22 protein-coding genes are annotated in these 24655 nt (G+C 45.7%); 4 read left to right on the top strand and 18 right to left on the bottom strand.

The annotated features are described in order from the left end of the window. Nucleotides 1–196: 196 nt before the first annotated feature. Together addA and addB are read right to left on the bottom strand one after the other, a co-directional pair. On the bottom strand, nucleotides 197–3748 hold the full coding sequence (gene addA / locus ACZGCQ_RS00420) for a helicase-exonuclease AddAB subunit AddA (RefSeq protein WP_481265066.1): 3552 nt from the start codon (nucleotides 3746–3748) through the stop codon (nucleotides 197–199). Then, nucleotides 3745–7176, bottom strand: a complete 3432-nt coding sequence (addB, locus tag ACZGCQ_RS00415) for a helicase-exonuclease AddAB subunit AddB (RefSeq protein WP_481265065.1) — start codon at nucleotides 7174–7176, stop codon at nucleotides 3745–3747. Before addB ends, addA begins: the two co-directional genes overlap by 4 nt. A 137-nt stretch (nucleotides 7177–7313) precedes the next feature. On the opposite strand from addB, the gene ACZGCQ_RS00410 reads away from it, so the two are divergent. Together ACZGCQ_RS00410 and ACZGCQ_RS00405 are read left to right on the top strand one after the other, a co-directional pair. Then, nucleotides 7314–7691 (top strand): truncated hemoglobin, encoded by a 378-nt coding sequence (locus ACZGCQ_RS00410; RefSeq protein WP_481265064.1) that lies wholly within the window; start codon nucleotides 7314–7316, stop codon nucleotides 7689–7691. Between the two features lie 60 nt (nucleotides 7692–7751). After that, on the top strand, nucleotides 7752–8093 hold the full coding sequence (locus tag ACZGCQ_RS00405) for a hypothetical protein (RefSeq protein WP_029340963.1): 342 nt from the start codon (nucleotides 7752–7754) through the stop codon (nucleotides 8091–8093). A 43-nt stretch (nucleotides 8094–8136) separates the two neighbouring features. Here ACZGCQ_RS00405 and ACZGCQ_RS00400 read toward each other — a convergent pair whose 3' ends face one another. The 14 genes from ACZGCQ_RS00400 to ACZGCQ_RS00335 form a co-directional block, all read right to left on the bottom strand. Further along, nucleotides 8137–8544: a hypothetical protein gene (locus ACZGCQ_RS00400; RefSeq protein WP_023467385.1), complete on the bottom strand. Its 408-nt coding sequence runs from the start codon at nucleotides 8542–8544 to the stop codon at nucleotides 8137–8139. A gap of 97 nt (nucleotides 8545–8641) precedes the next feature. Next, complete coding sequence (locus tag ACZGCQ_RS00395; RefSeq protein WP_029340962.1) at nucleotides 8642–9115, bottom strand: competence protein ComK; 474 nt, start codon at nucleotides 9113–9115, stop codon at nucleotides 8642–8644. 110 nt (nucleotides 9116–9225) lie between these two features. Next, the gene (locus tag ACZGCQ_RS00390) at nucleotides 9226–10608 is read right to left on the bottom strand and encodes a HAMP domain-containing sensor histidine kinase (RefSeq protein ID WP_481265063.1); all 1383 of its coding nucleotides are present in this window, start codon (nucleotides 10606–10608) and stop codon (nucleotides 9226–9228) included. After that, a complete protein-coding gene (locus ACZGCQ_RS00385; RefSeq protein ID WP_023467381.1) occupies nucleotides 10605–11267 on the bottom strand; it encodes a response regulator transcription factor in 663 nt (220 codons plus the stop codon). The genes ACZGCQ_RS00390 and ACZGCQ_RS00385 overlap by 4 nt, the downstream gene beginning before the upstream one ends. Nucleotides 11268–11401: 134 nt before the next feature. Then, a complete protein-coding gene (locus ACZGCQ_RS00380) occupies nucleotides 11402–11557 on the bottom strand; it encodes a hypothetical protein (protein WP_023467380.1) in 156 nt (51 codons plus the stop codon). 96 nt (nucleotides 11558–11653) lie between these two features. Beyond that, nucleotides 11654–12088: a methylglyoxal synthase gene (mgsA, locus tag ACZGCQ_RS00375; RefSeq protein ID WP_023467379.1), complete on the bottom strand. Its 435-nt coding sequence runs from the start codon at nucleotides 12086–12088 to the stop codon at nucleotides 11654–11656. Nucleotides 12089–12154: 66 nt separating this feature from the next. Next, entirely contained in the window at nucleotides 12155–13702 is a 1548-nt protein-coding gene (locus ACZGCQ_RS00370) for a fatty acid--CoA ligase family protein (RefSeq protein ID WP_481265062.1), read from the bottom strand. 124 nt (nucleotides 13703–13826) lie between these two features. Further along, nucleotides 13827–14714, bottom strand: a complete 888-nt coding sequence (locus ACZGCQ_RS00365) for an SDR family oxidoreductase (RefSeq protein ID WP_481265061.1) — start codon at nucleotides 14712–14714, stop codon at nucleotides 13827–13829. Between the two features lie 50 nt (nucleotides 14715–14764). Beyond that, nucleotides 14765–15754: a lipoate--protein ligase gene (gene lplA / locus ACZGCQ_RS00360; protein WP_023467375.1), complete on the bottom strand. Its 990-nt coding sequence runs from the start codon at nucleotides 15752–15754 to the stop codon at nucleotides 14765–14767. 38 nt (nucleotides 15755–15792) lie between these two features. After that, nucleotides 15793–16473: a DsbA family oxidoreductase gene (locus ACZGCQ_RS00355; protein ID WP_029340957.1), complete on the bottom strand. Its 681-nt coding sequence runs from the start codon at nucleotides 16471–16473 to the stop codon at nucleotides 15793–15795. A gap of 144 nt (nucleotides 16474–16617) precedes the next feature. Beyond that, complete coding sequence (locus tag ACZGCQ_RS00350; RefSeq protein ID WP_481265060.1) at nucleotides 16618–18273, bottom strand: glycerol-3-phosphate dehydrogenase/oxidase; 1656 nt, start codon at nucleotides 18271–18273, stop codon at nucleotides 16618–16620. A 133-nt stretch (nucleotides 18274–18406) separates the two neighbouring features. Continuing rightward, nucleotides 18407–19897: a glycerol kinase GlpK gene (gene glpK / locus ACZGCQ_RS00345; RefSeq protein WP_214857027.1), complete on the bottom strand. Its 1491-nt coding sequence runs from the start codon at nucleotides 19895–19897 to the stop codon at nucleotides 18407–18409. A 30-nt stretch (nucleotides 19898–19927) separates the two neighbouring features. Then, entirely contained in the window at nucleotides 19928–20752 is an 825-nt protein-coding gene (locus tag ACZGCQ_RS00340; protein ID WP_023467371.1) for an MIP/aquaporin family protein, read from the bottom strand. A gap of 195 nt (nucleotides 20753–20947) precedes the next feature. Then, a complete protein-coding gene (locus ACZGCQ_RS00335) occupies nucleotides 20948–21511 on the bottom strand; it encodes a glycerol-3-phosphate responsive antiterminator (RefSeq protein ID WP_023467370.1) in 564 nt (187 codons plus the stop codon). A 170-nt stretch (nucleotides 21512–21681) separates the two neighbouring features. Here ACZGCQ_RS00335 and ACZGCQ_RS00330 point away from each other — a divergent pair, with 170 nt between their 5' ends. Further along, nucleotides 21682–22323, top strand: coding sequence for a YczE/YyaS/YitT family protein (locus ACZGCQ_RS00330; RefSeq protein ID WP_336798490.1), 642 nt, complete (start codon nucleotides 21682–21684; stop codon nucleotides 22321–22323). A 59-nt stretch (nucleotides 22324–22382) separates the two neighbouring features. Here the strand turns inward: ACZGCQ_RS00330 and ACZGCQ_RS00325 are convergent, their stop codons facing one another. Then, the gene (locus tag ACZGCQ_RS00325; protein WP_481265059.1) at nucleotides 22383–23126 is read right to left on the bottom strand and encodes an ABC transporter permease; all 744 of its coding nucleotides are present in this window, start codon (nucleotides 23124–23126) and stop codon (nucleotides 22383–22385) included. Then, nucleotides 23104–24021: an ABC transporter ATP-binding protein gene (locus ACZGCQ_RS00320; RefSeq protein WP_481265058.1), complete on the bottom strand. Its 918-nt coding sequence runs from the start codon at nucleotides 24019–24021 to the stop codon at nucleotides 23104–23106. Before ACZGCQ_RS00320 ends, ACZGCQ_RS00325 begins: the two co-directional genes overlap by 23 nt. Before the next feature lie 157 nt (nucleotides 24022–24178). Here ACZGCQ_RS00320 and ACZGCQ_RS00315 point away from each other — a divergent pair, with 157 nt between their 5' ends. After that, on the top strand, nucleotides 24179–24649 hold the full coding sequence (locus ACZGCQ_RS00315; RefSeq protein WP_290779696.1) for a GNAT family N-acetyltransferase: 471 nt from the start codon (nucleotides 24179–24181) through the stop codon (nucleotides 24647–24649). The last annotated feature ends 6 nt before the right edge of the window (nucleotides 24650–24655 follow it).

Below are 24655 nucleotides of genomic sequence, written 5' to 3'. Positions count from 1 at the left end.
CTCCCAAAATTATCCATCGTCAAAGTAACATATCTTCTTTATTTTACACAGTTCCTTCACAATAAGAAACGGAAATCGCTTCAGAAACTGATTTTGTCTCCTTATTCCTCATCCCTCTTTCGTCCTATGCTAAAACCTCCCTCATCTCTACCTTAAGTAGGAGAACGAGGAAGGTCTCGATCGTATCAAAATTAAATTAAACTAAATCAATCGTTTCTTCTAAAGCAAACGCATAGATGACCTTCCGTGTAATCTGAATATGAAGAATCGCTTCTAGCGCTTCTTGATACAGATTCAATTGGGTCGCATATCGTTCACGTAACACGTCTGCAGGTGTTTGCCCGACTTCCGTCGTAACGATTTGATCCGATTTATAATCGAGCAAGATATATGACTCCCCATCCTGAATCAAACAGTCGACGATTCCTTGCATGACTGCGTCATCCACTGGACCTGTCCAGTCTTTCCGGAAGCGCGATGCCCCGATCTTATAAGTGAATGGCAACTCACGATAGACGTGGTTCGTCCGTAATCGTTCGCTGAACAATTGTCCGATTTCAGAGTCGAGGAACCCTTGTAACTGTGCTGTCGCTTCCCGCATCGTCTTCGCTTCAATCGGCGTAATGCGTTCCGTTGCTTCCCACTGATCAATTTGATTCGAAATCGATTCGTCCGGTTCATACAATTGCATCGCTAAGTGTAAGACCGTTCCTCGTTCCGCCCCACTGAGAACTGGTCCGAGGAATTGAGGCGTTCGGTAATAGGTCGTCTGGCGATATGTCGTTTCAAATGCTGCACGTTCCAGCTGTTCCGCCCGCTTCAGTTCCGTGACGGTCTGTTTTGCTGCCGTCTCTGTCGCAAGCGCATGCGGATACTGATACGAAAATGCCGCTTCGACGATTTCTTTGACTTGCGAATTAATCGGCACATCGATTTTTTCAAGCTTCTGGACGTGTTCGAGTTGCTCCACGAGTGTTGAGATTTCTTGATACGGTGCTAACTCCTCTAAAGACATCACGCGAATCGACCAATCCGTCTCATCCGGACGTAGTAAACTACTGCGTAAAACTGCCGGAACGACCCATTCTGCATAACTCTTCGCTTGGCGCCGGTCATTTTCAGGTAGTAAGACTTCATCTGGTGGCGTCATCTGCCAAGTCGCCATTTGATCTTCTAAATCCTTGACTGTGCCGACGAGAATCAACTTTTCCTTCGCTCGAGTCATCGCAACATACAAGACGCGCATCTCTTCCGCCTTCATCTCTCGATCCATTTCCCGGCGAATGACTTCTTTCAGAAGGGTCCCAGATCTTAAACGACGAATTGGATCAATCGCATCTAGGGCAATGCCATACGTCTTATGCAACTGAATCGCTTGCATCTGATCCTGTTTGTTGAATTGCTTCGTCAATTGGCTGACGATCGTCACAGGGAACTCGAGTCCTTTTGATTGGTGGATCGTCATGATGCGAACGACGTCCTCGTCTTCTCCAAGCGAACGGGCTTCTGCGAAGTCTTCTCCTCGTTCAATTAATCGATTGATCAAACGAAGGAAACGATATAATCCACGATAACCGGACGTCTCATATTGCTTCGCTCGCTCATATAAGGCGTTCAAGTTGGCTTGACGACTTTTTCCTCCGGCGAGACAGCCGACGTACTCAAAATAGCCGGTCTGATCAAAGAGCGATCGAATAAAAGCCGGAAGGGCACTCCCACGCGCTTCAGTTCGCCATGATTGAATCTGACGGATAATTTCATCTATTCGAATTCCGAGTGATGATTCCTCTGCCGCCATCGCTAGCGCTGCCTCATAAAAGCTTCCTTCTTTTTGTTTTGCTCGAATCCGTCCTAAATCTCGATCTGCCACTCCAAAAATCGGCGATCGTAACAGACTCGCGAATGGAATATCTTGAAGTGGATTATCGATCGTCTTGAGCAATGCCATCATGATTTGAATTTCCGTCGCTTGGAAGTATCCGCCCGTCGTATCCGCATAGACCGGAATCTCATACTGTTCGAGCACTTCGACAAGCGCTTGGACACGCTTACCACGCGACCGTGCTAAGACGACGATGTCGCGGTATTCACAGGTCCGGAATCGGTTTGCTTTCGCATCGTAAATCAGATGTGGATGCTTCGAATCAACGAGTTCTAAAATTCGTGTTGCAATCGCTCGTGCTTCAACCTCTTCTTTTTCACTATCAAGTGGATCAATCAAGAGTAATTCAGGCGCCACTTGCTCCGATTCGAGATAACTCAGATTCCCGAGTCGAAGGTGCGCGGCTTCATCGTAATCAATCTCCCCGACCGTCTCATCCATTACTTGGCGGAAGATTTGATTCGTTCCATCCAGCACTTCAAGACGACTTCGGAAGTTTTTTGTTAAATCGATCCGTGTTCCAACGTCGGTCTGTTGGAATCGTTTGAATTTCTCAAGGAACAGTCCTGGCTCTGCATGACGAAATTTATAGATGGATTGTTTGACATCACCGACCATGAAGAGATTTCCTGTCGCCTCATCCGTTTTCGAGACCAATTGGATGATGCGTTCCTGAACCTCATTCGTATCTTGATATTCGTCAACGAGTACTTCGACGAAGCGTTCCTTCAGAAGTTTTGCCACGTCTGACGGTTGTCCTTCGTCCGTCAAAATCTCTAATGCAAAATGTTCAAGATCCGAAAAATCGACGATACCACGTTGTTGTTTCGCTTCAAGATAATCACTTGCAAATTGACGTACGAGTGTTACGATCGTTTCCACATGTCGAAGCTGCGATCGTAAGTCTTCTAAATAATCAACACCAGTCTTTTGGACGAATAACTCTTTCATTTTCTTGAACTCCGCTACGAGTCGCGTCCGCTCTGCTTGAAACGGTTTGATTCCTTCATCCCCGCGTGGACTCTTCCAGCGACCGAACTCTACTGCTTGAAAAGCAAGCGCAACCATCGACCATTGGCGTGCTGACGTCTCAAGTGAGGTAAAAGGAGCAATGTCCTGTCGCATCATGTTTCCCATTTCCGCATAACCAGACTGCTCCAGCTCAAAAGCAAGTTCTCGGTAACGTCCCAATACATTTGAGAGACTTTCCCACTCTAATTCGACTAGTCGTTGCATAAGTGGAGAATCATCCGGGTCAATCGGCTGATCGTACTGACTGATTAAATGTGCATAAAAGGCTTCCGGATCTGGTAAGGAACGGGAAAATCGATAGAGATTCGAAATCAGTGTCAGCATCGCTTGATCATCCCGATCTGACGTATAACTATCAATCAAATCATAGAATCCCGGGTCCTCAGAAGCATAAAAGGACTCAAAGACCGCTTCTAAGACATCGTCTTGTAATAACAGTAATTCAGATTCATCGGCAATTCGAAACGCAGGATCCAGACCAATCCGGTAATAATTCTCGCGGAGAATCGACAAACAGAACGAATGAATCGTCGTAATTTGTGCCCGGTTCATCAATTGACGCTGTTTTTTCAAATACAAATCGTCCGGTGCCTCTTTGATGCGCTGATCCATGACCTCGATGACCCGCGTCTTCATCTCACGTGCTGCCGCATTCGTAAAGGTAGCAACTAGAATTCGATCTGCCGACAACTCATCTTTGGGATCAATCAATCGTTGCGTCAGCCGTTCGACGAGGACGGCTGTCTTCCCTGATCCAGCTGCCGCTGAGACTAGGATATGTCCACCTCTAGCTGAAATGGCTTGTTGTTGTTCTTCCGTCCAACGCACGCTCATTCTTCTTCCTCCTTCAACCGTTCCAGTACCTCTTTTTCAGACATCGGCTTTAATGGGCGATACTGATTCCCAAGCGATTCATCGAACTGACAGACTGAACGATACTCACAAAAACTACACGGAGTCCGCTCTTGATAATCAAATGGATTGATAGCGATATCCCCATCGTAGATTTCTTGACTGCTGTCTTTTAGTGACTCCCATGCATGATCCATCAGCGCTGATAAATCTTCCTCCTGTACGACACCTTTCGTCTGCGTCTTATGCAGTCCGTTTTTCGTGAATGTCACTTTGACAAGCGGTGATTTTTTTCGTTCATCGTACGCAATATGATCCATCGCTCGTAGTACTTCGTCATTCTCGAGGATGACGCCTTGCATTTGATAGGACTCGAGTAACAGTCGGTTGCGTTCTTCTTCGTCAGCCGATAAATCGCCCCGCAACATGGGGTTTTTGACGTGGAAATATAACGCACCAGCTGGTTTTGCCTGCTGTTGATAAAGCAGCTCCGACTGTTCCACGACCGTCTTCAAATACAACAACATCTGAATCGCAAGCCCATAATAGATTTCCGCAAAATCAAGTCCTCGAGCACTTGATTTATAATCAATGATTCGAACGTATAGCTGATCACCAATCGTCGCCTGATCAATCCGGTCGATGCGACCCGTGAATTCAATTTCTGTTCCATCCGGCAATGTAAAGCGTAATGGTGGGAACGTCGCGTTCCCAAAACTGATTTCAAATAAGTCGGGTTCAAAATCTGTTCGCTTTGCTTGTTCAACAAGCATTTTAGCTGTTTGCTCCACGACATCCGTCAATTTTTTCTTGATATACCCGAACCGACTCGAACTCATCAAAATCGCATTCTGAATTTCCGGTGTCACCTTTTCGACAGCTTCCTTCGCAAGTGTCCCGCACGTCTCGCCATCGAGCTCTCGCCAGTGTCGTCCGGAAGCTTTAATACTGAGCGACAGATCATTTAATGCACCGTGGAACAGATTTCCGATGTCTGGTGCTTCAAATTTATAAAGCTTTCGCTCGCGTAAGCGAAGTCCGTATCGGGCAAAATGCTTATACGAGCAGGCGTTATAGGTCTCAAAACGCGAAACGCTCGCTTGCAGTGAATCACCATATAAACGATGCGCCAACCCTTCCGGCAAGGCTTCCGCTTGATTTTGATAGAACAAGGCACTCGAGAATAACCCCATCCGTTCACGTCCCTGTCCATTTTCGAGAAGCGTATTGTACACTTCGAACCAAATCGGCTGAATCGGATAACGTCGTTGAAGACGCCGGAGTTCAATCGCTGTCGCTGCTGCCGCGCGATCTGGACTCGTCACAAAATCAAGTTGTTCTTGCGGTGCGTGTTCCCCAGCTTCTGCAAAGTGTGTTTTGATCGGACGATCGAGCAACAGTTGTCGCTTTAATTGTTTTGTGATCGCTGCCGGCTGAAGCGCCTTTCCTTCTTCATCGACAAGTGCGTAACTAACATACAATGCTTCACTTGGAGCCATCATCCCTTGATACAGGTAAAACAGCTCATCATCAAACACATCAAGAGACGCTTTCCCAACCGGAATACCATGTTCATGTAAAAAGTCATGATCATTTTCGGACAGTAACTTTGATTGATCTTGAACGAACGGAATCAGACCATCATTCACTCCCAGTAAAAAGACGACTTTCACTCGTTGTAATCGTCCACGGACATAGTCCGTCGCGATAACTTGATCAAGCGATGGAGGAACAAGTGCAAAACGAAGGCTCTCAAGTCCTGTCTCGACCATCTGAACAAACAGTTCCGTCGACAAGGTATGCTCAGGCGCAGCAGCTTCTAGCTGTTCGAATAGATGGAGTATCGCTTCGTACACTTGATCGTGTTCCCGGGCAACAAGTAACTGATCCTGCTCTAGTGCCTGCTTACGCCATTCCATTAAACGTTCTGCAATTTTTTGTTCTTCAAGGAATTGATAAAGACCTTTCGTATACGCGCTCATCGTCTTTGCCTGCTTCAACCGACGGTGCAATGGTTCAATCAAGTCGACGACGAAGGTTCGTAAATCGTTCAGTTCTTCTTCTTGCGCAAGCTCTTCTTCCGTTAAGCGAACTTCCTCCGCTAGGCGTCGCTTTAATTGCCATGGTTGTTGCCACATCGATCCTTTGATGCCGCGTTCGAGCACGAACGTCTCGAAACGATCGAGCGCTAGACGCGCATCTTCTGCTGGAATCGGCAAGAGCTCCGTCTTCAGTAAACGAAAGACTGTTTCTTCCCGATAACCCGACGTCACGATGTCTAAAGCAGATTGAATCAAGTCAATGAGCGGATGATGAACCATCGACTCACGTTGATCCAAGAAATACGGAACATCGTACATGTGGAAGGCTCGTTCCAAGTGATCCGCATACGGCTCTAGATGTCGCACGACGAATGCCATTTCATGAAAACGATACCCTTTTTGTCGAACGAGTTGAATCGCTTTACGCACGGCTGATTCTGCTTCGACTTGACGGTTAACTGCAGCTGTCATCTGAAAGCCGTCAACGTCATGATCGACAGCGGGATATCCCGGCTTCAACAAGGCCTGCTCCAAATGTCGTAGCCCTTCTGATTGAAACTTGATTGGTTGATCGTACAAGATTTCTTCGTATGGAATCGACAGCTCCTGCATCTGACCGATCAACTGCATGTAGCATCGCTGAGACACACCAAAAGAGGTTTGTTTCGCATAAGGATCCGTTGGGTCCATCGTAAAACTAATATGCATTTCAGCCACTTGTTGCATCAAGGCGAGCAGTACTTGTTGTTCCTGAAGCGAAAATTCATAAAATCCGTCGACGATGATCGTCGCTTGATCCAGTCGTGCTTTTGGAAGTAATTCAAGTAACGTCGTATAGTAATCGTCCGCATGGAGTGCTTTATCGACGATGCGTTCCGTAAAGCGCTCATAAATCAAAGCAAGATCGTTCAATTTCGGTGACCGTTCGAGAGAACGATCACTCACTTGACGCAACATGTCTGGTTCAATCAACGAGCGTTTAAACGACGCGATGAGCTCATCAAGTCCTTGGAAAAATCCTGGCATGTTTTTAGTTCGTTTAAAAATCTTCAGTTCGTCTTCTGATTCCTCGACGACCTGTCGCAGTAATAGCTGTGTCCCCGTCTCATCGAGAAATGGAATCGCTTGATTCCCGTAATCGCGTAAGATATGAAACGCAAAGCGCCGTAGACTCATGACCTCAAGACGAACAAGACCTGCTATCCGGTCATCTGTCGCAATCCGCCGCTCCATTTCAAATGACATCTGATCCGGAACGATGAAATACATCTTCTCCCCTAGCGGTCGTTGCTCGAGTTCTTGTATGACGCGCTCGATCAATTGTGTCGTTTTCCCACTACCGGCACGACCAATATGCATATGGTTCATCAAGAAAACCTCCTCCTCGTTTTTCTTTACTATCAGTATCTCACAAACAAGAACAAATGTACTGTTTTTGGCGCATGCCTTCTAAGTATAAATTTGCTATAATCAGGACACATCCTATGTAAGGCAGGTGATGCTTCTTGTCACTTTACGAAACCATCGGAGGCGAGCATATACTCACATCCTTGGTTCGCTCGTTCTATCATCAAGTCTACCATGATTCACTGTTGCGACCGTTATTCCCTGAAGATCGACAACGTGTCGAACAGGCACAACTCGTCTTCTTGACCCAATTGACAGGAGGACCGCGCGACCCGGATCAACCGCCGGCGAGTTTAGCGATGATTCACCGGTTATTACCGATTCAAAAAGAACATGCCATCCGTTGGTTGGAACTGATGGAAGTAGCTTCTCTTGATACGATTCCAAATGAAGAAGCACGACTCCAACTACTCGAGCGATTACGAATTGGCGCGATGAATGTACTACGCGTTTGTGAAGCACACCAGATGGACTGAGGGATTTTTCTTTCTCATCTGTCCATTTCCATGTAAAATAATAATTGGAGGCGATAAAACATGACGGAAGAACAAGAACAACGACCTGAACTCGTAAAGAATGCGATCGAGCAAGCAGAAGCATCGACGAACGAGGATGACACGCTCGAGGAAGAGCAAACCGAAGAACAAAAAAAATTGGATCATATCAAAGGTCTCGTAACACTTGAACGTGGATCTGATTACTATCGTGTCGTTTTTTATGACGACCATAAACACTTGATTTTCAAGGAACTCGATTACGATCGTGTCGACTTCGTAGGTCGTTTCTACAATGATAGCTTTGATCCGACAAACTTGACGGAACTAGAAGAAATCGCAGACAAAGCACTCTCGACTTCTTTACGAAAACGATTCTTATAATGCATGAAATAAGCCATCCTCCGATTGGAGAACGGCTTATTTTTTATTGATCAGATTGTTTTTTCTTCCGACGAAGAACATAAGCAAGAACGCCACCTGCGACAGCGATCCCTGTTGCCGCCAAGATCGGTAATAAGACCTTTTTGTTAGATGCTAGTTTTTGTTTGACTTGCTCAAGGCGCGACTCATTCGTCTCCTTCAAGGCGATAGATGTCCGACGGTTCATCGTGACGTGTTTCGCAGCATCCGTCACGACGATGCGTTTCGTGACCCAACGGCGATTTCCAGCATCATCGACGACTAATTGTCGTGCCCTTTTAATTCCTTTGATTCGTTTACCCGGTGTATTTTCCGGACGTACGATGCGGGAACTGATAAAACGTCTGCCTCCAGTCGCACCAAATCCAGGCTGTAATTTTCGGCGATTTAACCATTCGTATGATTCATTCATCGTGTCGCGGTAAAAGTTACCGCTTCACCTCCCTATGATTTCTCTCTCTACTGTTTCTCCTTACGTAAGTAAGATTCCTGTTATGTGTTTCCACTTTTCACCGATTCTTAAACTCCGGTAACTGAAAACGACGTTGCATTTCATACGCCAGTTCCAGCGTTTTAATCCGTTGTCGCTCGATGCTGTACGCAGATGCATCGGTATCGATACATTGCCCTGTCTGAAATTCGACTTGTACTTTACCCGATTTTTTCTGGACAGTCTTCATCTGTTTAAAATTAATCCAAATACATTCCGCCTTTTCTTTTGCGGTCGTCGGAAAGAAAATCGTTTGTGCTTGCCAATCCACTAAAACAGGTGTCTTTCGGTTCGGACCAAGAATATGCCGCGCTGCTTCAATTCTTCCACGCATCGACGAACCAAAATACAAACAGGATTCTTCAATCAACTTAATGGGATGACCGTCTAAAATGCTTTCAGAATGCTCCTTGATGACGAGTGTCTGGGGTTCACCGTATTGACCGTATCGCGGGATCAAGGCTAACGTTTCTTCCGTGATTGGGTATGACATCTCCTTCGCTCCCTTCCTGGATTATATTGGTTATATCAAACTTCCTTTTACTTTGCATGAACGTAACGATTATTTCCTAATGAAAAAAACGAGATCCTAAGATCCCGTTTTTAAAATTCTTTCGGATTTTTTTCCTCTTGCTCAATGAAATGACGAGGGAAATTAAAAATCACACAAACTTTTCCGACTCCATTTCCCGCAGAGCGATTTTCGATTGCGACCGTTCCATCATGACGCTCGACGATCCGTTTGACGATATAGAGACCAAGCCCAAACTTCCCTTCCTTGCCACGTGAGAATTGATGGAACAGTGGCGAGGAGGCGTCAAGCGGTGGTCCATCATTTTCGATTTCGATATGAACCTGATCCGCTGTTCCGGACAATCGGATATCGATTCGTGTTTCGGCATAACGAATCGCATTATCCATGACATTTTCGAGCGCAACACGTAACTGCTCTCCTTCACCAAGAACAATTCCTGCTTCTCCGCTGACATGCCATTCCAGTGACTTCGTTCCAGAAAAGCGATTTTTCAACAGATGCACCATCCGGTCGATGTCAACATTGTCCCAGGTCGAACGATCGAGCTCGAAATAGTCGAGCTTCGTGACATAAAGTAGAGCCGCGACTTTTTTCTCTAACCGCTCCGCCTCTTCATCAATGACGGATACGGATCCGGTCAAATCACCATCTGGATAAATCCCGTCTGAGATGGACTGGGCATAACTTCGAATAACCATGATTGGCGTTTTCAAATCATGGGAGATGTTTTGAAGTAATGATTTTTGTGCCTTATCCTGCTTTTCAAGATCCATCCGCATCGCATCGACGGATCGTGCGAGTCGTCCGATTTCATCCCCGCGGTCAAGCGGAAGTGGTGTATCCCATTTTTGAGCCGCGATTTTACCGACCGCTCCCTCGATTTCAACGAGTGGTTGTGTCAAACGTCGTGCTAACCAAAACGCAATGAATAGCGTAAAGATACTTCCGATGATGACGACGAATCCGATTTTCGAGAATAACTGCGTAATCAGTTCTTGTCGATACGCATCCCAAACATAGGAGACACGATAGTACGTTTCACCACTATCCTCGATTTTTCGAATACTGTAGTAGACATCTTCTTTATCAAGACGCGTCGTATACTTTGCCGTAACTGTTTTTTGATCAATCGCATCACGGTACATCTGATTGATCAGCTGTTGTGGCGCTCCACCGTAATAGAGCTTCCCGTTTTTAGAAAGAAGTAGGATATTCACAGAACGGGACTCCTGTTTCCGGCGGTCGAATTCAATCGGATTATCTTGAAGCATCTCGATGACGGAAGCGTCCTTCGAGAAGAAGACTTCGCTATTCTCAAGTGTCGCATAGACCTGTTCATCGATGAAATTTCCGATCGATGACCGGATGACCAAGAGAATGACCGCAGAAAGCGTGACGATGACGAGCAGAAACATCGCCCAAATCTGGAATCCAAGACTGCGGTTTTTCATGCAGACACCAAGCGATAACCGATACCGTAAATCGTTTCGAGCTCAAGCTTCGATAATTTTTTACGGACGCGACGAACGAGATCATCGACGACTCGGTCTGAACCGAAATAATCGTCACCCCAGACGCTGACGAGAATCTGCTCGCGTGACATCGGCGTCCCAATTTGTGTGGCGAATAAAATCAATAGATCGTATTCTTTCGACGTCAAATCGATTTCTTGACCATTCTCTTCGATGATTCGTTTCTCTGGATAAATCATATAATCACCGTATTGGATGACACCACTTTTTGGTGTCGCATACGTTCGTGCCAATATCTTTTTGACGCGGATGACGAGTTCTCGCGGAAGGAACGGTTTTGCGATGTAATCGTCCGACCCCATCTCAAGACCAATGATTTTATCGATGTCCTCATCACGAGCCGAGATGAAGATGACAGGTGTCGTCTCATCATGTGCCTTGATCCGCTTAATCAATTGAAAACCATCCATATCCGGTAGCATGATGTCTAAAATCCATAAGTCAGGCTTTTCAACGATGGCAGAGGCTGCTGCCTCACCAGACGTAAAGGATTTCACCTGCCATCCTTCTTGCTCCAAATATTTCACGAGTACACGATTCAAGTTCACTTCATCATCAACTAAATAGATTGTATGCATGGCTCTCACTCCTCGACTAATGTGCTTTGTTTCAGTGTATCAAAGGAATTCCGCAAAATTATGGGAGAGTGGATAATAATTCAAAAAAACCTTTCTTTTCAAAAGAAAAGAAAGGCGAAGTCATAAATTTTCTATTATTTGACGAGACGGAGCGCTGGATACGCTACTTGCTCGTTCTTTGAAGTCACAGGTGTTGCCTGTTGACGACGTTCCATTTTTACGACGTGCGTCAAAAATCCAACGCCGCCTCCTAGCAATACCGTTACACCCGTCATTAATAGAATCTCCATTTTCTTCGCCACCTTTTCCATCGCAATTGATAATCAGTATCATCCTCAAACTGACTATAGCATGCTCAAACGAAAATGAGAAGCGTTCTCATGAAATTAATCGTCTAAAAACTTTTGTTGTTCCAATTCATGACGTTTTCGGATAATTTCTTTCCAATCAAATTGACCTTGTTCGAGTCCATTGATTAAAATTTCAGCAGTTCCAACATTCGTCGCAAGCGGCAGATCGTATACGTCGCATAATCGAATGAGTGCCGAGACGTCCGGTTCATGTGGTTGCGCCGTCAGTGGATCCCGTAAAAAAATCACGATATCGATTTTTCCTTGTGCTACAAGCGCTCCGATTTCCTGATCCCCGCCGAGTGGACCTGACTTACAGCGATGGACGTGCAGATCGGTTGCTTCCATGATCCGTTGTCCGGTCGTTCCTGTCGCGTATAATGTATTTTTCTTAAAGAATGCGGCGTAAGCCCGTGTAAAGCCCATCATCTCATCCTTTTTCTCATCATGTGCAATCAATGCGATATTCATTCGTATCCCCTCCTTCTTGTCTATGCACAGAAAAAGAACTTCAGAAACCTGAAGTTCTTGAGACAGTCATGAATTCGTCGGTTGTTTCTTCAACACGGTCCGTAAAATCTTCCCGGTCGTATTACGAGGTAATTGATCAATGAACTCAATCTGTGTCGGACATTTATATTTCGCGAGTGATGTAGCACAGAATGCCTGCGTTTCCTCTTCCGTCATCGTTTCACGAGCAACAACGAATGCTTTGACGGCTTCGCCCATCTCCTCATCCGGTATGCCGATGACGGCGGCTTCAATGACGTTCGGATGTTGGTAAAGGACTTCTTCGACTTCACGCGGGTAGACATTGTAACCACCGACGATGATCATATCTTTTTTGCGATCGACGATATAGAAATACCCGTCTTCATCTCGACGAGCTAAATCACCCGTATACAGCCAGCCATCGCGTAACGTCGCTTGCGACTCTTCCGGCATCTTGTAATAACCCGTCATGACGTTTGGTCCCCGAACGATCAATTCTCCGACTTGACCATCTGGTAATTCCTGTCCAAGTTCATCAACGACTTTGTTTTCAACATCGACGATCGACGTACCAATCGATCCTGGTTTCTGAATACCATTGACTGGGTTAAAACAAGTAACAGGTGAGGCTTCCGATAAACCGTATCCTTCGAGGATATGACACTGGAATGTCCGATCAAACGCTTCAAGAAGCGGCACTGGAAGACTCGCTCCCCCTGAGACGAACAAACGTGTTGATTCAAAATAGGTCGCATATTCTGGATGGGCCTTCACGGTTTGAAGTAAGAAATTATACATCGTTGGCACTCCCGCGAAGATTGTCACCTGTTCTTTTTTCGCTAACTCGAACGTCTCCTGTGGTGAAAAACGTGAAGCAATGATGATTGACGCTCCATGTGCGAGTGAAGCATTGACGACGACCGTCAAACAAAAGACATGGAACATCGGTAACACAGCAAGTGTTCGATCGCTACTAGATACATGTAGATAATCTCCAATCGAGCGCGCATTTGATGTCAGATTACGGTGGGATAACATCGCACCTTTTGGTTTTCCTGTCGTTCCACTCGTATAGAGAATGACAGCGATGTCGTCCAGTTCATTCGTCACTTCTGTCAAGGGATGTTCGATTTCGAGCCAACGATCGAGCGTGATGAACGTCACTTGTTGATGTGTTTCGTTCGGTCCTTCTTGATCCGCGTAAGGAACAGAGACAACAATCTTGAGATTCGGTAAATGCACGAGACGATCTTTTGCAGCTTCGACGAGCGGCGCAATGCCTAAAATCCCCTTCACATCACCGTTCATCAGGATATACCCGATCTCATCCGGTGTATATGTAGGGTTGATTGGAATCGCGATTGCCCCTTGTTTCATGATGGCGTAATATGCCACTAGGAATGCTGGGCTATTCCCTAAGATCAGCGCGACATGATCGCCTTTTCGGATTCCGTTCGCTTCAAGCGCACCGGCTGCCCGGTGAAACTTCTCGACGAACTCACGATAGCTGACTTGCGTGTCCTCAAACACATACGCGGTTGAGTCCGGATGTGTTCGAGCGGTTTCTTCGACGGATTGAATCAATCCTAGCATGAGCAAAATTCCCCTTTCGAATGAATGACTATTCATTTTTTGCGTAAAAAAAATCCATACGTAGTCAAAAGCGACCGTATGGATAGTGTAACACTTTTTGGAAACGTTTTCACCGAGTTTCTTTTTAACCGTTGACGATGACGCCACCGTTTAAATGAAGAACTTGTCCTGTCATATAACTTGAATCATTACACGCTAAGAAGACATATGCCGATGCCATTTCAGCTGGCTGTCCCGGACGATCCATCGGTGTATTCTTCCCGAATGTCTTGACCGATTCATGTGGGAACGTTTCTGTGATGAGCGGCGTCCAGATTGGGCCTGGTGCGACGGCATTAACACGAATTCCTTCTTTCGCTAAGTTCATTGAAAGACTCCGCGTGAAGCTGACGATGGCTCCCTTCGTCGCAGAATAGTCAATTAAAAGCGCGTTCCCTTCGTATGCCGTCGACGATGTTGTATTGATGATGGCAGAACCGAGTGAAAGGTGCGGTAGCGCGGCACGTGCAAGACGCATCATTCCGAAGATATTCGTCTTGAACGTCTTTTCCATCGACTCGTCCGTAATGTCCTTCAGACTATCTTCAGGTTTTTGCATGCTCGCATTATTGACGACGATATCTAGGCGACCAAAACGATCGATTGTTTTTTGGACGAGTGTTTCACAGTACTCCGCATCTCCGATATCCCCTTGAGAGAGCAGGACTTCGCCTCCTAGTTCCTCGAGACGTGCTTTTGTTTCTTCCGCGCCCTCTTGATCACCGTAGAAAGCGATGACGACTTTTGCACCTTCCCGGACATAAGCAATCGAGACAGCGCGTCCAATCCCAGAGTTTCCGCCTGTAACGATTGCTACTTTTCCTTCCAGTTTACCTGCTGCCTTATAATCATAACGTTCATAATATGGTAACGGTTGTTGATCCTCCGTTTTTGGTAACCCTTCTGAAATCCGTTCAAAATCAATAAAGTCCGTCAACGAACCTTCTAAAAAATTATCTTTATTATAGCCCATGAAAAAAACTCCCCCTATGCAGTTGATAGAAGGAGTTTTCCCATAAAGACTTACGCTAAAACGTCTAGGACCTCATCAAGTTCGACAGCCCCGAAATATTTTTTCAATTCATATCGACCGAGCACTTCGCGAAGAGACGCACGGTCATAACGTGAACCTTCGAGCGCCCGTGCGATTTCTTCCGCATCTTCGACACCAAAGAAGTCGCCGTAGATCTTCGCTTCTTCAATGATGCCTTTTTTAACGTTCAATCGGAAATCAATCGTCCCGATCGGGAAACGTTTTTTATGAATGACATCGAATTTCGGCGATTTTCCGAAATTCCACTCCCAGTTGCCATAACGTTCTGCCGAGATGGCACGTACTTTATCCCAGTCCTCTTCTGTTAAGATATACCGTTCAATCTCTTTCCCTTCATAGATCGAAGCAAGGAGATGATCGACGAATTGTTCCATCGTCAATGGTTCTGACAGAAATTCCGAAATATTCGCGACACGGCTCCGGACTGATTTAATGCCTTTAGAGCGCATCTTCTCTTCACTGACGACAAGCGCATTGACGACTTCTTCAATGTTTGAATCGAGCATCAGTGTCCCGTGACTAAACATCCGCCCTTTAGTCGTGAACTGGGCATTCCCACTGATTTTCCGGCTTCCGACATGAATATCGTTTCGTCCGGATAACTCCGCTTCGACACCGAGTTTATGCAACGCTTGTACAACCGGCTCCGTGAACTTTTTATAGTTGTTAAACGAATCTCCGTCATCTTTCGTCAAGAAACTGAAGTTCAAGTTTCCTTCGTCATGATACACAGCGCCACCACCGGAAAGACGACGGACGACGTGGATGCCGTTTTCCTCAACATACTTCAGATTGACTTCTTCGTTCGTGTTCTGGTTTTTTCCGACGATGATCGACGGACCGTTGATATAAAACAAGAAGTAGTCTTCTTCATTGACGTTCAGGTTGTTCAAGATGAATTCTTCAACAGCGAGATTGATTCGCGCATCGCGAATCTCAGGATGGAAGATGAATTTCATAAGGGTTTCGTGCTCCTTTGTGATGGAATCATAATTGATCAGTTACAGCCGTCAACACCACATGCGTCACCTTCAGCGATGACTTCAAGTGTTTGTTCTTGGCGAATTTTCGCGAAGACTTGTTCGAATGCCTCTACTGGTTGTGCGCCTGAAATGGCATATTTCCGGTCGAAGACGAAGAACGGTACACCACGAACACCGAGTTGTTGCGCCATTGCTTCTTCTTCTCGAACATCTGTCGCCAGTTCTTCTGAAGCGAGAAACGCTGTGACGTCTGCTTCAGCAAGTCCAGCATCTACTGCAATCCGTGTCAGAATGGTTGGGTCATTTAAATCTTCTCCATTCATGAAATACGCTGTGAACAAGGCTTCTGATACTGCATTCATCTTACCATGTTTTTTAGCGAATTGAGTCAGGCGATGAGCCTCGAATGTATTGGCTGGGATGACACGATCCATCTCATAGTGCAAGCCTTCCTGACGTGCCGTATCAACGACACCTTGCGACATATTCCGTGCTTGCTCGAGAGTCGTTCCATATTTTGAAGCAAGAATTTCGTATAATCCTTGCGTTGGTACTGCTGGTGCATCTGGATCGAGTTCAAAGCTTTTAAATTCGACCTCGACATCCAACTTTTCATTCGCAATCGCTTGTTCTAGGCGACGCTTCCCAATATAACAAAACGGACATGCATAATCCGACCATACTTCTACTTTCATCTGTGTTCTCTCCTTTTTGTGCGATATCATACTTTAAGCATAGTCGCCTCTAGGCAGAGTTGCAATCTTTCCGCCCAAGACCTCCTTGACTTCATACAAAAAAGAACCAAGACATTGCATCTTGGTTCTTTACCATTTTAAAACTTATTCTGTCACGAGTGCATGCGCTGCATCTTCGATTTCGATATCGAGTTCTTTCGTGTAAGCAGCTGTTTGTTCTGCAGTCCAGTTCAAGACAGTTTTCATCTCTTCGATGACCGCGTCTTTGTGAGCACGAGCCCACGCGATGTCGAAGAAGACAGCACCTGTACGACGGATGAAGAAGTCGATTGGACGAGCGACCATTTCATGTTCGATGCTGTAGTGGAGTTGTGCATAGACAGAACGTGGAAGAGCTGTCGTTGCCGCATCGTATGCTGCTGCATATTCAAGTACTTTCGGTAAGTTCGAACCGTAGCGTTTTGCAAGGAATTGAACTTCTTCTGTCGTTAGACCATTCGTTGCTGTTTGAGCTTTAAGGAATTCAGCAAATCCTTTTGCTCCGCCGACGTGTCCACCAGACATTGGCATGTTTTTTGTCGAGCAACGTGCGTATGCGACGTTTTCTTCTTTTTTCAAAAGTTTAGCGACGAGATCAACGACGTGCTCGCCCATTTTACGGTATCCAGTCAATTTCCCACCAGCAATCGTGATGAGACCTGACTCAGATTGCCAAACTTCATCTTTACGAGAAATTTCAGAAGGATCTTTTCCTTCTTCATAAATCAATGGACGTACACCAGCCCAGCTTGATTCTACGTCTTCCGCTGTCACTTTAACCTCTGGGAACATATAGTGAATCGCGTCTAGGACGTAGTCTTGGTCTTCGACTGTGAACTTCGGATGTGCTGTATCTTTATCGAAGAACGTATCTGTCGTACCCACGTATGCTTTTCCATCACGTGGAATCGCGAAGATCATCCGACCGTCTGGTGTATCGAAGTAGACCGCTTGTTTGAGTGGGAATTTCGATTGATCGATGACGACGTGGACACCTTTTGTCAAACGAAGTTGTTTCCCGACTTTAGAGCCATCTTTTTCACGTAATTCATCGACCCATGGACCTGTCGCGTTGACGACTTTTTTCGCACGGATTTCATGCACGTCACCTGTCAAAAGATCCGTCACACGCATGCCAACGACTTTCCCAGCATCATAGATGATTTCTTCTGCTTTTGTATAGTTGACGACACGTGCACCGTGTTCAACCGCTTCTTTCATGACTTCGATTGTTAGACGGGCGTCATCCGTACGGTACTCGACGTAGTATCCGCCACCTTTAAGACCTTGTTGTTTGACGAGTGGTTCTTTTGCCAATGTTTCTTTCGCAGATAACATCGAACGCCACTCAGAACGTTTAACACCTGCTAAGAAGTCATAGACACGAAGACCGATCGACGTACTGAATGGTCCGAACGTACCACCTTTATGCATCGGAAGCAACATCCACTCTGGTGTCGTGACATGTGGTCCGTTTTCGTAAACGATCGCACGTTCTTTACCGACTTCCGCGACCATTTGAACTTCGAATTGTTTTAAATAACGTAGACCACCATGGACTAATTTCGTTGAACGACTAGACGTACCGGACGCGAAATCCTGCATTTCGACGAGGCCAATCTTCATACCGCGTGACGCCGCATCGAGGGCGATCCCCGCACCTGTGATACCGCCACCTACGACGAGTAGATCGAGTTCTTCACGTGTTAATCGATTGTAGACATCTGCACGGTTTTTGCTTGAGAATGGTTGGTTAGCCATGAATAGTTCCTCCTGTTTAGGTTCGAAAAAAAAGAGACCACAACAAACACGCTGACTATGTCAACTGCTGCTGTGGTCTCTCCATATTCTCCGACCGATTTATTAACTTGACCTTACTATAACATATCTCACATCATTTGAACAACATCGTAGCTTGAACAGCTTTTTGCCATCCACCATAGAGCGCATCCGTCTCTTCTTTCGCCATGCTTGGCTCGAAGCGACGTTCTTTTTTCCATTGCGTCGCGATCTGTTCACGGTTCTCAAAGAATCCGACAGCAAGACCTGCAAGGTACGCTGCGCCTAACGCCGTCGTTTCATTGATTTCCGGACGCTCAACTGGTGCTTGAATGATATCACCTTGGAATTGCATCAAGAAATCGTTCTTAACCGCTCCACCGTCAACGCGAAGTGTTTTCATCTCAATCCCTGAATCTTGCTCCATCGCCGATAAGACGTCACGTGTCTGATAAGCGAGTGATTCAAGTGTCGCGCGGATGAAATGTTCTTTTTCCGTACCACGTGTCAAACCGAAGACGGCACCACGAACGTCTGAATCCCAGTAAGGTGTGCCAAGACCAACGAATGCCGGTACGACGTAGACACCGTCTGAAGACGTGACGCGTGTAGCGTATCCTTCTGATTCTTTGGCATCATCAATGAGACGTAAGCCGTCACGTAACCATTGAATCGCAGATCCTGCGACGAAGATACTTCCTTCTAAGGCATACTCAACTTTTCCATCGACGCCCCACGCGATCGTCGTCAACAATCCGTGATCTGATTTTACAGCCTCTTCGCCTGTGTTCATCAACATGAAGCAGCCTGTACCGTATGTGTTCTTCGCCATTCCTGTATCAAAACACGCTTGACCAAACAATGCTGCTTGCTGATCGCCCGCTGCTCCAGCAATCGGAACCGCTTCTCCGAAGAAGTGATACCCTGCTGTCTCTGCGTACACTTCAGAAGATGGTCGTACTTCCGGAAGCATGGCTTTTGGTACATCTAAGATATCGAGTAACTCGTCATCCCATTTTAATTCATGAATGTTATACATCAACGTACGACTTGCATTCGAATAGTCGGTCACATGTGCTTTTCCGCCGGATAATTTCCAGATGAGCCACGTATCGATCGTACCGAACAGCAGTTCACCACGTTCAGCACGTTCCCGTGCTCCTTCGACATGATCTAAAATCCATTTGACTTTCGTACCAGAGAAATAAGCGTCAATCAATAGACCTGTCTTCTCACGGAAGAGCTCGGCATGACCGGCTGCTCGAAGGGCTTCACAGATTTCAGCCGTTTGTCTCGATTGCCATACGACTGCATTGTGAATCGGTTTCCCTGTTTCTTTTTCCCAGACGACAGCTGTTTCACGTTGATTCGTGATTCCAATACCAGCAATCTGCGATGGCTTTACGTTCGCCTCCGTCAGACAAGTCGCCACGACAGCAAGGACACTTCCCCAAATCTCGTTTGCGTTGTGTTCGACCCAACCTGGTTTCGGAAAATACTGCGTGAATTCCTGTTGCGCTGAATGGACGATCTCGCCGGCACGATTAAACAGGATCGCACGTGTACTCGTCGTTCCCTGATCCAATGACAAAATGTAGTTCTCCATCTCTTCCCCATCCTTTTGTATCTAAATAAGTTAAGCTGACTTTGACTCCACTGACGTTGTTTTGTTCGGACGAACACCGAATCTATAGCATAAGCCTAATATGACGATTGTCACAAGTCCTACAATCCAAAAAGCCGGTGTATCTTTTCCTGTGAAGACCGAACGATAAAACAATCCGCCAAGACTTCCACCGAGAACTGGTCCGAGAACCGGAATCCATGAGTATCCCCAGTTCGATGATCCTTTTCCATGAATCGGTAAGATAAAGTGAGCGATACGTGGACCAAGGTCCCGCGCCGGATTCATCGCATATCCTGTCGTGCCTCCGAATGACATACCGAGGCTGACGATCAAGAAACCGACGATCAATGGATTTAGACCATCGGAGAACTTATTCGCTCCGATCGACAACAACCCGATGACAAGTAAGAATGTCGCAATCATTTCACTCATTAGATTGGCAAATGTATGTGGAATCGCGGGTGACGTCGCAAAGACGCCGAGTTTCGTTGCTGGGTCTTTCGTCTCCGCCCAGTGTGGTAAGTAATGGACGAAAACAAGACTTGCACCAAGTATCCCGCCGGCAATTTGAGCGACGATATAACCTGGTACGTCCGCCCATGCAAATGAACCGTCAAAGGCTAAACCAAGCGTTACTGCTGGATTAAGGTGTGCTCCACTGAATTGACCGACGGCATACGCTGCAATCGCCACGGCAAACCCCCATGCAAACGTGATGACGATCCAGCCTGCATCTTTCGCAAACGATTTCGTCAAACTAACGCCTGCACCAACACCGTTCCCAAGTGCGACAAGCAAAGCTGTGCCTAAAAATTCCGCTAAAATGGGTGACATATGTGTTCCTCCTTTTGGTTATGTGAAAAAAGCAACATAAAAAGGAGATCCACGTCAGTTCCTGCTTGAATTTTCTTCAAGCAGAACTCACACGTGAATCTCCCTTTTCTCCGTCACTTTGTATCAACTTGATATCACTATAACAACCAGTGAAAACGCTGTCAAACAATCCGAATGATTTTCATCACAATCCGGTTAAGAGCGCGGTTCAAAATGCCGCCATAAATCCTTGTTCGATGTCGTGATGCTTGAGGCCCCTGCTTCAATTGCTTGTTCAACTTCCTCGACCGTATCGATGAGTCCTCCAGCAAAAACAAGACGACCCGTCTTTTCTTTCACTTCTTGAATGTACTTCGGCATCAACCCTGGCAACACTTCAATGTAATCAGGTTGCGTCCGTTCCATGAGTTGATAACTTTTTTCGAGTGAACTGGAATCGAGTAAGAACATGCGTTGCATCGTCTTGACCTTTTTTTGACGTGCTTTCAAGATGACGCTTGCTTTCGTCGAAATGACACCATACGGCTTCAACTCTTGGCAGACGTATTCCGTTGCATATTCATCATTTTTTAATCCTTGAACGAGATCCATGTGCAAAAACATTTTTTTGTCGTAACGATGTGCCATTTCATAGACTGCTTTCAGACGTGATACGTGCATTTCGAGTAAGACCCCATATTCATACGGACTCTTCAGCATTTTTTCAAAGTCTTCTAATTTTCTAACGGAAGGCAGGATCTTCTGTCCAAAATATGTCATACGTTCTCCCCCTGATTCGTAATGTGTCCTAAGTATGTCGTGAAACATAAGGAATAGGCAATGCTCTTTTCATGAAAATAAGTGAAAAGAGCGCTACGATTAGGGTATAGCTTAACGAAACGATTTCTTTTCAGGAGGTGAACGCGCAGTCCTACCGTCTGTGCACGTCAATGAGTCAGCAAAAACGGATCATCATCTATTTATTTTCAATTCTTATCAATGCCTTAGGCAACAGCTTCATGGTAACCGCCTCAATCGGCAGTGCACCTTGGACTTCAGCGAGTGAAGCTGTCGCGGCGATCTCACCGTTAACCGTCGGACTAGCAATCATCGTCTTACATGTGCTCGCTTTGATTGCAGCTCTTTCTCTTGGGAGTCGATTCAGTTGGTGGACGATCGTCCTCAGTTTTGCACTCGTCGTCCTCTTCGGCGCCGCGATTGATTTCTTCTTATCCATCCATCAATTGATTTACACACCACAAGGACTTTGGATGCGCGCCGTGTACATGTTGATCGGCATGCCATTGATTTCACTTGGACTCGCACTCTATCTCCAAATCGGATTCGTATTGATGCCACCGGATTACTTGATGAAGTCACTCATCAGTCGTTTTAAAAGTACATCGCTCGGGGCGACGATCAGCCTCGGTATTCCTTTTGTGATTGCTTGCCTCTTTTCACTAATTGAACGCGAACTGATCGGTATCGGGGTCGGAACATTCATTTTCCTCTTATTGAACGGTCCGTTGATCGAATGGTTTCAGCGATTGTTCCCGATTACGGCACGTCCACCTAAACGAACAAGTTCTTGAATACTGCAAAAGAGCTGCTATTGATAGATGAATTCTTCTATCAGTAGCAGCTCTTTCATTTACGTATATGATTTTCTTTGGAAGACAAGAATCGATGCACCTAACAAGACGATGATATGAGCCAATACGAACAAGGCGGAGAACGTCAAAGTTGTTCCCATCGCTTCACTTGTACCATAGGTCATAGAATCCTTGAAATACATTGACCAGTCTAAATGCATAAATACGATCCACTTAGCGATTGCTGGTTTGAAACCAACCAGTAAGTTACCCGCAATGCTCGTAAAGAACTGCGCTAGTACGGTGAAGCCAATGATCATTCCAACAGAACGGAACAACAATGAGAAGAATAACGTCATGAATATTGTAAAAATCGGACTGACAACTTCGACGATCGTATCGCGGAACAGAATCGGATCTCCTGCCTCTGAAAACGCAAATGAGCCTGCGTAGACGACCGCAGCGATGAACACGAATTGGAACAACATGATCAAGATCGAAAAGATCAGTTTCGAGAAATAAATCGTCATTCGTGAATACGGACTCATTAATAAGTGTTTCATCGTGTCATAACGTACTTCATTCCCGATGGCTTCTGCCGTGAAGACGATCGTGATGATTCCTAATAGAGATGTCAGTAAAAGGAACGTTAATGAATAATAATCATAACGTGTGAACTCAAAATCATTCGTCTTTGCAATGATGATAATACCAACTGCAATAACGACATATAGCGCTAAGACGATCTTCGCTTTTTTAGTCGTCCACCATTTCATCCATTCATTTTGTATGAGCGAAAGCATGTGAATCCCCCTCTTTTTTCGTTACTTGCAGGAATTGTTCCTCGAGCGTCAAGCGTTTGACGGTCAATTCATGTAAATCGGCAATCGGTACGACGAGTCGCGCGATAGCTGGACACTCATTTTCCGGTGCGGTGATAATGATTTTATTCTCGAGTACTTCTGATGGGTAGTTTGCGACGCGAAGGGCATCCAGTACATCTGTCATTGCTTCTGCATTAACACGAAGGGCGATTTTCGCTCCGGTTTCATTACGAACGGACTCGACCGACTTGATGACACCTTGATCGATGATCGCGTAACGATCACTGATTTGTTCCATCTCACTCAACATATGGCTTGAAATTAAAATCGCGATATCTTGCTCACGCGCCATTTGACGTAAATATTCACGAAGCTCCGCAATCCCGGATGGGTCCAGACCATTCGTCGGTTCATCTAAGATCAAGACGCGCGGGTTATGTAGCAAGGCACGAGCAATTCCGAGTCGTTGCTTCATTCCGAGTGAGTACTCTCCGATTTTTTTTGAAAGCTTTCCTTCAAGACCAACGAGTCGTGCTAGTGCATCATAATCAACTTGGCCGAGTCCTGGAATAAGGTTTTTTGCATGAACTAAGTTTTGTTTTCCTGTCAGATAAGGATAAAACGCTGGGTTCTCAACGATTGCTCCGATTTGCGTCAACGCTTTCGAACGCTCTTCTACGACATCAAATCCATTGACCGTGACTTTCCCTGCATCCTGCTCGAGTAGTCCCGTAATGATGCGAATCGTCGTCGTCTTCCCTGCTCCGTTCGGTCCGAGGAAGCCGAACACTTCTCCTGGCGATACCTCAAAACTGACGTCTTTTAAAATTTGCTCTTTCCCGAGACGCTTTGAGATATTTTCAATCTTTAACATCTGCTCTTCCTCCTCATTCATATTTTGTCTATGCTATTAGTGTACGTGATTTTAAAGGAAAAGTTCCATTCCTTACAAATATGTAATCCGATTCCAAATGAAACTCCTCAATACGATTAGTTCCGTGCGAAAAATAACTAAAGAATGGAGCCGCTAGATGATTATTTTTAAAGAAGTGACACGCGAACATTTTCCGATCATTCAATCGTTGTATGCGAGCGTTCCTGAATATGCGCTCTTAGAAGAACGAGTGCTTCCACTCTCTGATTCGACCTTACAGGAAGAGTATTTAAATCCAGATACCGTATCGCTGATTGGGTATGTGGACGGAGAACCTGTCTTACTGATTGACTACCTACCGAAGCATCCGAAAGACGGTACACCTTGGATCGGTCTATTCTTATTGGATGCTTCTCAGCACGGAACGGGAACTAGCAGTCGGTTACTATCCGCTTTTTGTGATCAATTCCTAAGTCAGGAATCTTACATTCATCTCGCAGTTTTACCTGATAATTTAAGGGCCCTACGCTTTTGGGAAAAACACGATTTCCACTACGTGCGAACGAGTCTCTCGAATCGTGAACAACTCGTAGACGTCTACGTGTATGATGTAAGTAAAAACAAATGAAAATGC

This window comes from Exiguobacterium sp. HSB13, from assembly GCF_056764755.1.
This window is presented reverse-complemented; position numbering and strand designations above follow the sequence as displayed.

Coding starts and splice junctions, on each gene's coding strand:
- addA (WP_481265066.1), bottom strand. CDS start 3,748: ATGAGCGTGCGTTGGACGGAAGAACAACAACAAGCCATTTCAGCTAGA.
- addB (WP_481265065.1), bottom strand. CDS start 7,176: ATGAACCATATGCATATTGGTCGTGCCGGTAGTGGGAAAACGACACAA.
- ACZGCQ_RS00405 (WP_029340963.1), top strand. CDS start 7,752: ATGACGGAAGAACAAGAACAACGACCTGAACTCGTAAAGAATGCGATC.
- ACZGCQ_RS00400 (WP_023467385.1), bottom strand. CDS start 8,544: ATGAATGAATCATACGAATGGTTAAATCGCCGAAAATTACAGCCTGGA.
- ACZGCQ_RS00395 (WP_029340962.1), bottom strand. CDS start 9,115: ATGTCATACCCAATCACGGAAGAAACGTTAGCCTTGATCCCGCGATAC.
- ACZGCQ_RS00390 (WP_481265063.1), bottom strand. CDS start 10,608: ATGAAAAACCGCAGTCTTGGATTCCAGATTTGGGCGATGTTTCTGCTC.
- ACZGCQ_RS00385 (WP_023467381.1), bottom strand. CDS start 11,267: ATGCATACAATCTATTTAGTTGATGATGAAGTGAACTTGAATCGTGTA.
- ACZGCQ_RS00380 (WP_023467380.1), bottom strand. CDS start 11,557: ATGGAGATTCTATTAATGACGGGTGTAACGGTATTGCTAGGAGGCGGC.
- mgsA (WP_023467379.1), bottom strand. CDS start 12,088: ATGAATATCGCATTGATTGCACATGATGAGAAAAAGGATGAGATGATG.
- ACZGCQ_RS00370 (WP_481265062.1), bottom strand. CDS start 13,702: ATGCTAGGATTGATTCAATCCGTCGAAGAAACCGCTCGAACACATCCG.
- ACZGCQ_RS00365 (WP_481265061.1), bottom strand. CDS start 14,714: ATGGGCTATAATAAAGATAATTTTTTAGAAGGTTCGTTGACGGACTTT.
- lplA (WP_023467375.1), bottom strand. CDS start 15,754: ATGAAATTCATCTTCCATCCTGAGATTCGCGATGCGCGAATCAATCTC.
- ACZGCQ_RS00355 (WP_029340957.1), bottom strand. CDS start 16,473: ATGAAAGTAGAAGTATGGTCGGATTATGCATGTCCGTTTTGTTATATT.
- ACZGCQ_RS00350 (WP_481265060.1), bottom strand. CDS start 18,273: ATGGCTAACCAACCATTCTCAAGCAAAAACCGTGCAGATGTCTACAAT.
- glpK (WP_214857027.1), bottom strand. CDS start 19,897: ATGGAGAACTACATTTTGTCATTGGATCAGGGAACGACGAGTACACGT.
- ACZGCQ_RS00340 (WP_023467371.1), bottom strand. CDS start 20,752: ATGTCACCCATTTTAGCGGAATTTTTAGGCACAGCTTTGCTTGTCGCA.
- ACZGCQ_RS00335 (WP_023467370.1), bottom strand. CDS start 21,511: ATGACATATTTTGGACAGAAGATCCTGCCTTCCGTTAGAAAATTAGAA.
- ACZGCQ_RS00330 (WP_336798490.1), top strand. CDS start 21,682: ATGAGTCAGCAAAAACGGATCATCATCTATTTATTTTCAATTCTTATC.
- ACZGCQ_RS00325 (WP_481265059.1), bottom strand. CDS start 23,126: ATGCTTTCGCTCATACAAAATGAATGGATGAAATGGTGGACGACTAAA.
- ACZGCQ_RS00320 (WP_481265058.1), bottom strand. CDS start 24,021: ATGTTAAAGATTGAAAATATCTCAAAGCGTCTCGGGAAAGAGCAAATT.
- ACZGCQ_RS00315 (WP_290779696.1), top strand. CDS start 24,179: ATGATTATTTTTAAAGAAGTGACACGCGAACATTTTCCGATCATTCAA.